The sequence below is a fragment of the Micromonospora sp. RTP1Z1 genome, from assembly GCF_033804685.1.
Lineage (GTDB): Bacteria > Actinomycetota > Actinomycetes > Mycobacteriales > Micromonosporaceae > Micromonospora.
The window spans coordinates 34,419-45,916 of the sequence record NZ_JAPFQV010000052.1 but is presented as its reverse complement, the minus strand read 5'-3'; the positions used below and the strand labels follow the sequence as shown (position 1 = coordinate 45,916).

The window sequence follows — 11,498 nt, the reverse complement described above, 5'->3', positions numbered from 1 at the left end:
AGACGAAGTCATCCACGGTCAGGCGTGTCACTAGGGGTTTTCGCCGTTTCCACCAGTCTGCAACGCCCTGACCTGCACCTTCAGGCCCGGGCGCCGACTATATCGACGCGAACCTGCGGAACGCAGGCTTGGCGGTCGTGATGGTCGCGGTGTGGACGTCGTAGCGCGGAGTGGGGTGGTTGTTGCGGCGGCCGGGTGGCCGCCCTGGTCCTGGCCGGGAGGGTTGGGTGCACCGGCCGGGCAGGTGGCCTTCGCGCGGAGGTGCCGAAACCCTCGGCGGACGCGGGCGGGTGACAGACGCTGCGGTGGTGCGGGTTTCTCCCAGGGGCGGCGCAGGTCGGCGGCGAGGGCGCGGGCGAGACGGAGCTGGGTGTAGGCGGCGAGGATCAGCCAGGTCCAGCGGTCGGCTGCTTGTGGGGTGCGGATCTTGGGGCAGGTCCAACCGAGGGTCTGTTTGAACAGGCGGAACGTGTGTTCGATGTCGAAGCGGCGCAGGAACGTCTGCCAGAGCCGGTCGACGTCGGCGGCGGTGGCGTCGACGCCGGACCACCACAGCCACATCGGCTTCGGGGTCGCGCCGCTGGGCAGATGCCCAACCTCCAAACGAATGACGGTTCCCTCGATGACCGGCAGCACCGTCGCCGAGTCGATCCAGGCGGATCGGTGGGTCAACCGTGGATGCAACCGGTCCCAGGCTCGGGCCCACGCCGTGCCGTAGAGACGGGTGTCGGCAACGGTGGCCGCGTCCGGCTCACCCCACGTGGCCGGATCACCGAAGACGAACTCGCCGCCGTGCCTGCGCGGCCGGCCGATCGTCCCGGGCTGCCGGGGCGGCACGGCCCGGCGTAGTACCCGGTCCGAACGCATCCGCGCGAGGACCTGCACGGGCAGGTCACGCAGGAGGAACGCCAGTTGGGGCGCGTCGTAGCCGGCGTCGGCCACGACCAGGATGTCCAGGTCCCCGGGCCGCCACTGCCCGGCCGCGATCAGCCGCCCCACAATGTCTCGCAGCTGCCCAGCGGTGACCGTCGCCGCGTCATCACCAGGCGCCAGCCGCACCGCGTCAAGCGGCGCGGTCCACGAACTTCGGCCCGATTCCAGGGCCACGACCATCGAATACGGCCAGCCCGGAATCATGATGGTCTGGTCTTTGCCGCAGCCGTAGGTGTGACACAGGATCCGCTGCGGTGAGGTGTGCGCGTTCGGCCGCAGCCAGCAGGTGATGTCGACTGCCAGGACGAGACGACCATCAGCCGCCGGTGGCAACGGCACCGCCGCGAGGGCGGTACGCAACCGGTCGATGTCCAGTCGCCCGCAGGCGAGGGCGTCATACAACGCTCCGTGACCGCGACGGTGCTCACCTACCAGCGACAACTCCACCAACGACCGGACCGGCCCGTCGGCGTACAACACCGCGTCCGTCAGGTCGAACAACGCATCCGCTCGCGCCGTCAGACAGCCGTAGAACTCGGCGCCGCAACCATCCGACCAGGGAGGGTCATGGACTCGATCGACGACATCCTCGGTGAGCTACCCCTACCGCCCTACGCCACCGCCGAAGACGTCACCTTCGCCGTCAAGGCCGTCACCGTGCACGCCGCCGAGCAGTGGCCTGAAGACCCACGCTGCCGCAGCGACCGCGCCCCGCACCCCTGCCGCCTACACCGCTGGGGTCGCAGGGTCATGATCCTCCGTGGTCTGAGCGAGCCCGAAATCGAGGCCCTGGTCGCCGAACAGACAGCGAGGCAGCCATGATCTACGTGACCGGGGAACGCCTGCAACCGCACCACGTCCGGGTCGCCGCCTTCGACACCCGATGGCGGGGCCTCGACCCCGGCCAGGTCCACGCCTACCCCAACCAGCTCGCCGACGAACCCGACCGCCTGCACCGCGACTGACCACCGCGAACACGGAGGCCGAGCGCATCCGCCAGGCTCTACGCCAATGGCAGTCCCGCCACACCGGCTGCCGCCACACCGGACTGGTCACTCAACAACCGGTGGCGGCGGTGACCGCACCCCGCTGGATCATCCACTTGCCCACCACCCTGACCAGCCTGGACGCCGCCGCGGACCTGGCCGCCGCACTGCGCGACTCCCTCGGCCACGTCCCCGCCTTCGACTTCGGCGAGACCACGCCCAGCGAGGAGGACACGCAGCACCTACGCCACCGGGTCTGGTGCGACGCTCGGCTCGATGGCGGCCAGCGCTGCCGGCTACGCGACGGGCACCCGGGATCGTGCGGGACCGCGGGGGAGGGCTCGTGCCTGTAGCCTCCGGTCCTGCCCGACGCCACGCACGGCGACCTGCTGGCCGGCTTCACCACTCCCCAGCCGTACATCATGGAAGCCGCCGCCGGCGCTCCTCGCTCGCCCAGCGTGCGCGTGGCCCTCGACCGCGGCACGGTCGTCTACGTCGGCCACACCGGGAACCTGCGCAATCGCCTCCGGCAGCACTTGACGGGTAACCGGGACTCGTCGGCGCTGCATGAGCAGGTCGGCCAGGAACTCGACAAGCGTGGACAGGTGGCATCGGCCAAGGGCATCGCCGACTGGCTGGGCCGGTGCGAGGTCTGCTGGCAGGAAACCGACAACCCGGAGGGTACGAAGGAAGCCCTGGTCCTGGCCCAGAAGCCCCGCTTCAACCGGCAGTATGGTGAGTGATTGAGCCAAGGAGCGGATAGGCGCTGTGGGGGGACTCTGCCACGATGCCCCGCGTGGGGATCGATAACGGCGCGCTCGTCGGTGACGCGCAACACAATGGCATCGCGAACGCATTGAAGGTTTGGCGTGACAGCCTCGTCAACCTCACCGGCGTCAACCGCTTGATTAACTTCAAGCACACCAAGAGCGGCACCATCCAGATCACCAATCCGCCAGGGCAAGAAATTCTCGACGGGTTACGCGGCCGTCGCCCCTGGTCTTTCCGGGGTGCTCACGACGACGACCAGCCATTCCACGCGGGCGAGGACACACCGGTGGCACTCCCCTCCGGCAGCGTGCTGCACAGCCCAAAGGCCGACAAGGACCTGGGGCCGGTGCTGCGCAGTCTCATGCGCAAGGCCAGGCAGGAATACCTCGACCGCGGCCTATCAGTTCTCTACCTGGCCCTCGGCATGCTCGACTGGCGTGAGACCGACGGCATCTCCCTGGCCAGTCCCCTACTGCTCATTCCGGTTGAGCTGACCACGACCGGTCCACGAGACAGGCCCCGCCTCCGGATCGGCGACGGTGATCCCGTGTTCAACCCGGCCCTCGCCCTGCGCATGCAGGACTTCGGGATCACCCTGCCCACCATCGACGACCTGGCCGACCTGAGCATCGACGCATTGTTCTCCCAGGTCCGGCAGGTGGTTCGTGGCCGCGACGGGTGGAAGGTCACCGAGGCATCGGTGCTGTCCTGCTTCTCCTTTCACAAGGAGGCGATGTACCGCGACCTGCTGGACAACGAGGAACAGGTGATCGGCCACCCGGTCGTGCGCGCGCTGGCCAGCCAGAGCGTCGCCGACCAGACCAAGAACTTCCTCTTCGACGAAATCAAGCCGCAGGACATCGACCGACACGCTCCGCCGGAGGACACCCCGCTCGTGCTCGATGCGGACTCCTCTCAGCGCGCCTGCGTCGCCGCCGCGGTAGCCGGCCGCAGTTTCGTCATGGACGGCCCGCCCGGCACAGGCAAGTCCCAGACCATTGCCAACATCATCGGCGCGCTCCTGCACGCCGGGAAGACGGTCCTGTTCGTCTCGGAAAAGGCCGCGGCACTCGAAGTCGTGCGCAACCGCCTCGCCGAGGCCGGGCTGGACAACTACCTACTCGAACTGCACAGCCACAAGGCCAGTCGCAAGGAAGTGGCGACCGCCCTGGCGCAGGCCCTCGACAACGTTCCGGTTCCGCCGCCGGGCATGGGCACCATCAGCCGCAAGGTGCTCATTGAGCGGCGTGAACAACTCAACGCGTACGCGGAAGCGATGAACAAGATCCGAGAGCCCCTCGGATACAGCCTGCACGACGTCCTCGGCCTGATCGCGAATCTCGATCATATCCCGGCCGCGCCGACCCCGGACCTGCCTCCGGTCGGTCTGACCCCCGAGGGCCTCAACGCCATCCGAGACGCCTCTCAGCGAGCCGCCCGTGCCTGGCGGCCCGCATCCCAGGGCCACAGTTACCTGTGGCGCGACGTCACCGACAAGGCGTCTCTGGATACTCGCCTCTACCAGGCCAAGATGGCGCTCGAAGAACTCGCAGGGATCACCGGGTTCAACCAGGTCTTCGCCGACGCATTCGCGATCACTCGACCGAGTGACACACCGGCGCTGCTCACCCTGCTCGCGCAGAGCGCGAACCGCCCAGGCGAGGCGCGCGATGCGTGGCTGACCGTGCCCGACTTCGCCGCGCTCACCGAGGTGGCCGACTACCTCGCCCTCGACCTGGCCGCCATCCGCGACACCGCCCAGGCGGCACGGGCACATTGCAGCGTGGAGTGGACGTCGCTGCCTGACCCGGCGACGCTGCCACCATCCCCGACCGTCACGGACCTCGCCCCCGCAACGCTGGTTCTCGCCGGACTGGACGGCGAGACCGCACGGAACCTGGCCGGCCAGTTCACCGCAGACGCTGAGCGGCTGGAGGCCCGGCTGCGGTCACTCGCCGGGCTCACCGACCTGATGCACCTGCCGCCGGTACGAACCATCCAGGACGCCACCAACGTCCTCACCCTCGCCGGCCTGGCCTACGCGCGTTACCGCCCCGAGCGGTCCTGGCTCGCCGCGACCGTTCCGCAGACCGTCACCCTCGCCACGTCCTGCCTTCGGCAGTGCATCGCCGCCCTGGACGCAGCGGAGTCAGCTGCCCGCGCCTACTTCACCGACGCCGCGCTCGACGCGCCACTGCCCGAACTGCACGACAGGTTCACCAACGTGCACCGGGGCCTGCGCAAACTTCGCGGCCAATACCGGCGCGACAAGAAGACCCTGGCCACGGTCACCGCCACCGGTGTCACCGCAGACGCTGCGATCAGACATCTGAGCCTCGCTGTCACCTGGCAGCAGGCCCGCGCCGGATTCAATGCTGCCGCCACCGAGAACGGAAAGATCCTCGGATCCTACTGGAAGCAGCGCACCACCGACTTTGCCGCCATCGAAGAGGCCATCGGGTGCGCCGACCAGATCCTGCGCCTGACCCCTCCCGGGGCGCTCGGGGGGGTAGCCGGCCATGTCTGTGCCCCCGACCCGTCCGCTGGACTACGCGACCTGATCGTGGACATCCGCGCCGACCTCGACCGGTGGCGCACCACGCTCGCGCCGGCGCCAGCGCCCGCCGCCCGCCCCGAACTCCTCCTCGAGCCGCTCACTGCGGTGATCGCCTGGCTACGCGGCCACGTCCCGCCGCTGCGCAGCGCTGCTACCCGAGCCGGAGCCGTCAGCCTGGCCACTGGGCGCACACTGAGCCTGGCTGAAGCAGACGAGATGCTGGGCTACCGGCGGTCCGCTGCCGACGCCGAGTCGGCGCTGCACGACCGCGCGGACACCTACCGGGCGGCGTTGGGTGATGCCGCCTACCGAGGCACGGACACCGACGAAGCCACGCTCGCCGGCGCGCTCGCCTGGGCGCAAGCGACCCGCCGCGCCCGCACCGGCTCGAATCAGGCGCTGACCGAGGAGCAGGTGAAGGCGGTCGCCGACGCCCAGCCCACCGGGAACCTCTCCGATGCGTACGCCAGGTGGGAGGGTGCGCTGGACAGCATCGCCGCCGCTTTCGCCGAGACGCGGCACAGCGAACTGGCCACGGAATTGGACGACTACATTGCCGGGGCGGAGTTCCTCGACGAGCTGCGGCACGACAGCAGCGGTCAAGACGAATGGTTCTCCTACCAGCAGGCCCGCGAAGACCTCGCTGTCCACGACCTCGACGCCGCTGTGGACTTCTGCATCAACCAGGCAGTTCCGGCGACACAGGTACCGCAGGTGGTCGACCGGGCCCTGCTCCGGGCCTGGGCCGATCACATCATCCGGGACGACAGTGCCCTGCGGCCGCTACGCGCACAGGACCGCGGCGCCCTGATCGAGGAGTACCGGCGGCTCGACCGGCAACTCATCCCGGCCGCGACCAGCGACATCATTCGCGCCGTCAACACCCGCCGGCCGAGCTCGGTGGACGTCGGAGAGCCTGCGATGATCCGCCGCGAGGGCATGAAGAAGACTCGTCACCGCCCGGTACGGGAGCTGATCGGCTCGACCCGCAACGCCACGCTCGCGATCAAACCGTGTTTCATGATGTCGCCGTTGGCGGTCAGTCAGTACCTGCCCTCCGACATGCCGTTCGACGCGGTGATCTTCGACGAGGCATCCCAGGTGACCCCCGGCGACGCCGTCAACTGCATCTACCGCGGCAGGGCCCTGATCACGGCCGGCGACGACCGCCAGTTGCCGCCCACCTCCTTCTTCGATCGGATGGCGGACGACAGTGGTGACGACGCGGCCACCGACGTCAACGACTTCCAGTCCATCCTCGAACTGTCCAAGGCCTGTGGTGCGTTCCGGAACCTCGCCCTGCAATGGCACTACCGCAGTCGTCACGAGGCCCTGATTGCGTTCTCCAACTACGCCTTCTACGAAGGAAAGTTGGTCACCTACCCTGGTGCCCGCAGTGGTGGGCCGGACGTCGGCGTGGAGATGCTTCACGTGCCGGGCGTCTACCGTCGGGGGACCAGCCGCGACAACCTCGTCGAAGCCGCGAAGGTCGTCGAGCGGGTCGTGCACCACTACAGCACCCGGCCCGACTTGACCCTGGGCGTCGTCACGTTCTCCGTCGCCCAGGCTGATGCCATCCAAGCGGCCCTGGACCGTGCCCTGATCGAGCGGCCCGACCTTGAGCGTCACTTCGACGGTGACCGGCTCCACGGCTTTTTCATCAAGAGCCTCGAATCCGTTCAAGGTGACGAGCGGGACGTCATCATCTTCTCCATCGGCTACGGCCCGGACGAAAACGGCAAGATCACCAGCAACTTCGGTGCCCTCAACAAGCCCAAGGGTTGGCGGCGCCTCAACGTCGCGATCACCCGAGCGCGGCAGCGCATCGAGATCATCACCTCCATCCGGGCGGGCAACGTTCCCCACACGGCCAACGAGAGCGTCCGTCACCTCGCCGCGTACCTCGACTTCGCCGAGCGCGGCATGGAAGCCCTCGCCCTGGACATCGGTCCGAGCGGACGTGGCACGGACAGCCCGTTCGAGGACTCGGTGATTGGTGCCATCCGCTCCTGGGGCTATCTCGTGGAGCCTCAGGTGGGCGCGGCGGGCTACCGCATCGACATGGGCGTCCGCCATCCCGCTCAGCCCGGCGTCTTCGTCCTCGGCGTCGAGTGCGACGGCGTGATGTACCACTCCTCGCCGGCCGCGCGCGACCGCGACCGGCTGCGCGAGCAGGTGCTGCGTGGCCTGGGTTGGAACCTGCACCGGATCTGGGGCACCGCGTGGTACCGCAACCGCAGGCAAGAGGAAGAGCGTCTGCTCGCCGCGATCACCGCTGCCATCGCCGCGCCCATTCGTGGCAGGCTCTCCACCCTGCTGGACGTCATCGAGCGCCCGGTGATCGAGACGGCCGAGGTGGACCGCGACGCCATACCTGAGTGGACGTCGCCGTACCGTAAAGCCAGCGTCACCCCACTCCGTCGCTGGGTCGACCCGTCTGATCCTGCAAGCCGCTTCGACATGGCGAGCGGCATTGAGGAGATCGCCACCGCCGAAGGTCCAGTTCACATCGATGTGATCCTGCAACGCCTACGGGATGCCTGGGACATCGGGCGGGTCGGGAGCAAAATCCGCGCCAACATCGACGCGGCGATCAGGGCCGCCCACGTCGTACGCGACGGCGACTTCATCGACGTCGGCGGCCGGCCTGTCGCCAGCGTTCGCGTCCCTGCCGACGGTGTCCAACGCCAGGTGGAACACGTGGCTGACCGGGAACTTGACCTGGCCATCACCAACTTTGTCCGGAGCGGCGGCACGGTCAACCACGACGACCTGATGACTGCTGCCGCCCGCCTATACGGGTGGAACCGCCTCGGCTCGGGGATCACCGCTCGGCTTACGATGATCATCAACCGCCTGCTAGCTAATGGAACGCTCACCGGAGATGCGACAGCGCTATCACTCAACGGCTAGCCTCGAGCTACCGCGTTGGGAAACCGGTAGCCGTTTTGGTCATCCTCTATCCCCGGCTGGTCGGTAGTGGGCCGGTCCCCGCCGGCAGAGAATGAGCTATGCCTTCCCGGGAAGTCCGGTGCAAGCGCTGCGATCTGCTTCAGGGGCGGTGCGAGCACACGTGGGCTGGTAGGGCGGCCAATGGTCGGTCGTCCGCCAAGGCGCCGAAACCTAGACGGCGCAACAAGGGTGGCACTCTGAACTCAGGCCTGGTGCTACTCCTGCGCCAGGCATTGCTTCAGCCCGGGAATGCGTCGAATCGAAGGATTCATGAGATCACAGGTGTCAGCGACCTTCGGGCTGCGAGAAAAGCAGCAGAAAAGCTTCTAGATCAAGAAGACATGAGGCAGGCGCGGGCTCGGGCTACAGCGGCGAAACAGGCAACCGATCGGCAGCCGATCGACCGCGTCAGTGTTTGGGCTGTAAGCGGAGGGCTGCCCACACTAGGCCGACATCGCTGAAGCGGGCACCTGTCGTCTCCCGGGCGGTCGCGTCCCGTGGGCACCGGCGTCGCCTGGTCCGATCCATACGAATCCGTCGGTGAAGACGGGATGGAATGGCGGCTGGACATCCGAGGGATATCCCGCTCACGCGCTTCCTTTGGCGAACGTCGTTGTCTCCGCCGACGTCTTGACGAGGCGGGTGCCGACCGTGCGGCCGATGAGGCAGGAGGAGTCAGCGAACCTGACGAGCATCCTCGACGACCGCCGGGCACCCGAGCCTGAGGGCCTCCCGGAAGGGCGCCGGCGACGACTCGCCCAGATCACTGCCCGCCAGGGCCAGGCCGACTTCCGGCGCCGGCTCATCCTGGCGTACGGCGGCCGATGCGCCATCACCGACTGCGATGTCGAGGTCGTGCTCTAAGCAGCGCACATTTCCCCGTACGACGGTCCGTCGACGAACCGGGTCACCAATGGCCTGTTGCTCTGCGCCGACCTGCACAACCTTTTCGACCGGGGTTACCTCTGGATCGACGGAAGTTGCCGGGTGCGAATCGCCGAGGGTCTGGCCCACTACGCGGAGCTGGACGGTCACTCCCTCCGCCGGGTGGCCGTCAACGCTCGGCCGGACAAGGATGCGGTGGCCGCTCACCGCGATGAGAGGGTCAAGCGGGTGTATGGCTGAGAGACGGTCTAGCGGTGGGTTGCCGAGTTTCGGCAAGGGCCGCTGACGGATGAAAGGGGTCAAGCTCGCCTCAGGTGAGTAGGTTGGCGGGCATCGACAGTTCTGATCGGTCGGCTGGGGGCGTGCGGTGATCCAACCTGCATGGGAGTTGGTGCTGGATGCGGCACGCGATTTGACCAGGCGCGGCCACACGGAGTTCACCAGGGCGCAACTGCTCGACGAGGTCATGGGCCGTGACCCAAGCCGGCTTCCGCAGTCACTTGGCCCGGTGATCCAGGGCATGACGATCAACGCGACGGGCGGTCCGCCAAGCCCGTGCGGCACTCCGCTGGAGCGTGTCGCCCACGGCCGCTATCGGCTCATCGCCCAAGGGTCGCCGACCCGTTGGACGGCCTCGCGGCCGACCCCGCCGCAGCCCGCGCCTGAGGCGTCGCACAGCGGCGAGGTTGACATCGTCTTGGTGGGCTGCACCAAGACGAAGGCGAGCACGGCAAGCCTCGCCCGGACCCTCTACCAGTCTCCGCTGTTCGAGAGGCGCCGTCGGTACGCCGAAACCCGCGGCCGCACCTGGTACGTGTTGAGCGCCGAACATGGCCTGGTGCATCCCGACAGCTTGTTGGAGCCGTACGACGTGGCTCTTGCCGAGCAAAGCGAGGACTACCGGCGGGCGTGGGCGCATTGGATTGTGGCCAAGCTGCGGCGGGTCGAGGGCAGCCTTCACGGTCGCGTCATCGAGATTCACGCGGGGGAGGCGTACGCCCGTCCCTTGCTGCAGTTGCTCCGCGCCGCCGGCGCAACCGCATCGCAACCGACGGTCGGGATGCGGCAGGGTGAGCAGCTGTCCTGGTACGACCGGCATCCGGAAACGCCGGCGGCCGAGCCAGCGGCCGGCTGGCTCACGAATATGACCGTCGCCGGCGGGCCATACCCGGTGCCCGGATTCACCTACCGCTGGCCGGACGTGGCGGAGGCCTTCGCGTCAGCCACCGAACTCACGGTCACCGTCGCCGGGGCGAACCACCGGGTGCAGGTCGCAGCGTGCGACCGCGAAGCCTACGGACGTGTACGCCGCCGGATCGTCGTCTTCGTGGGCTCAGAGCCGGTCGCCGAGGCGGTCGCCACGGACGAATACCCAGACTCGCGGACGCTTCTCGGACTCCTCAAGGACGCCGACGGGCGGATGGTTCGACCTGGTGAGACCGTGCCCGAGGCCTACGCTGGCTTCCCGCTCGTCGCCTTCGCCGATGAAGTGACCGGGCCGTATACCCCCTGTGGCCTGGCTGCCCGCCTCAGCGAGGACGACATCGTCGGTTGGGCGGCGTTTGCCTTGGCCCGCAAGACGGTCCGCACCCGCGGCCTTTCGGTGCCAGCATCAGAGCCGCCGCCGGCCCGCGTGCCCGCGCCGCGGAGCGCGGGCCCGAGCGCCATCGTGGGCGCCCTTCTGCGGTACGGCCGCGAGCACGTCGACGAGCGCGTCGGCGAGGCGCCTCAGTTCACCCCGCACGCCGAGGCTAACCGCCTCGTCGTCGAGGATCCGTTCGCCTTCCTGCTCGCGGTCGTCTTCGACCAGGGCATCCCCGCCGAGCGCGCCTGGCGGGCGCCCTACGAGCTCAAGCTTCGTCTGGGCCATCTGGAACCGGCGCGAATGGCTGCAGGGCCCGAGCGGGTCCGGGCCGCCGTGGCGCAGGCTCCGGCGTTGCACCGGTACGTGAACAACCTCCCCGGCTGGCTGGTGGAAACCGCCCGCACGGTTCACGAGGAGTACGCCGGTCAGGCCAGCTTGATCTGGGCTGGCCGGCCAAGAGCTGCGGAGCTCGCCACCCGCCTCCGCCGGTTCCCTGGCATCGGGCAGAAGAAGGCTGCCATGGCAGTGGAGATTCTGGCCCGCGACCTGGGCGTGCCGATCGCCGACCTGTCCGGCAGCGACATCGCCTTCGACGTACACGTGCGTCGGGTGTTCCTGCGGACGCAGCTTGCCGAGTACGACGACCTGGACCACATCGTGGATGTAGCCCGACGCCTGCACCCCGAGCGACCGGGCGAACTCGACTACCCCGCCTGGCTGGTCGGTCGGCAATGGTGCGGCGCCGGAGTTCCGGACTGCGGGGCCTGCGTGCTACGTGAGGCGTGTCCTCGCGACGTAAATCGGGCGGCGGCCGTTCGAGGTAGCTGAT

The 11,498-nt window shown here is 68.4% G+C and carries 6 protein-coding genes and 2 pseudogenes; 7 read left to right on the top strand and 1 reads right to left on the bottom strand.

Translation table 11 applies throughout. From position 1 onward, the window contains the following. Positions 1-97: 97 nt before the first annotated feature. Positions 98-1,455: pseudogene (locus SLP03_RS23175) on the bottom strand (NF041680 family putative transposase). Positions 1,456-1,500: 45 nt separating this feature from the next. On the opposite strand from SLP03_RS23175, the gene SLP03_RS23170 reads away from it, so the two are divergent. The 7 genes and pseudogenes from SLP03_RS23170 (at position 1,501) to SLP03_RS23140 (ending at position 11,497) form a co-directional block, all read left to right on the top strand. After that, a complete protein-coding gene (locus SLP03_RS23170) occupies positions 1,501-1,755 on the top strand; it encodes a hypothetical protein (RefSeq protein ID WP_319462733.1) in 255 nt (84 codons plus the stop codon). Next, positions 1,752-1,975 (top strand): annotated as a pseudogene (locus SLP03_RS23165) (cell division protein DivIVA); the annotation flags it as partial. The gene SLP03_RS23170 and the pseudogene SLP03_RS23165, both read left to right, overlap by 4 nt. Positions 1,976-2,008: 33 nt before the next feature. Then, positions 2,009-2,272, top strand: coding sequence for a hypothetical protein (locus tag SLP03_RS23160; RefSeq protein WP_413644709.1), 264 nt, complete (start codon positions 2,009-2,011; stop codon positions 2,270-2,272). A 69-nt stretch (positions 2,273-2,341) separates the two neighbouring features. Continuing rightward, positions 2,342-2,662, top strand: a complete 321-nt coding sequence (locus SLP03_RS23155) for a GIY-YIG nuclease family protein (RefSeq protein ID WP_319462732.1) — start codon at positions 2,342-2,344, stop codon at positions 2,660-2,662. A 53-nt stretch (positions 2,663-2,715) separates the two neighbouring features. Then, entirely contained in the window at positions 2,716-8,160 is a 5,445-nt protein-coding gene (locus SLP03_RS23150; RefSeq protein WP_319462731.1) for a DUF3320 domain-containing protein, read from the top strand. Between the two features lie 912 nt (positions 8,161-9,072). After that, complete coding sequence (locus SLP03_RS31710) at positions 9,073-9,324, top strand: HNH endonuclease (protein ID WP_413644707.1); 252 nt, start codon at positions 9,073-9,075, stop codon at positions 9,322-9,324. Between the two features lie 151 nt (positions 9,325-9,475). Next, positions 9,476-11,497, top strand: coding sequence for an endonuclease III domain-containing protein (locus SLP03_RS23140; RefSeq protein ID WP_413644706.1), 2,022 nt, complete (start codon positions 9,476-9,478; stop codon positions 11,495-11,497). Position 11,498 lies beyond the last annotated feature (1 nt).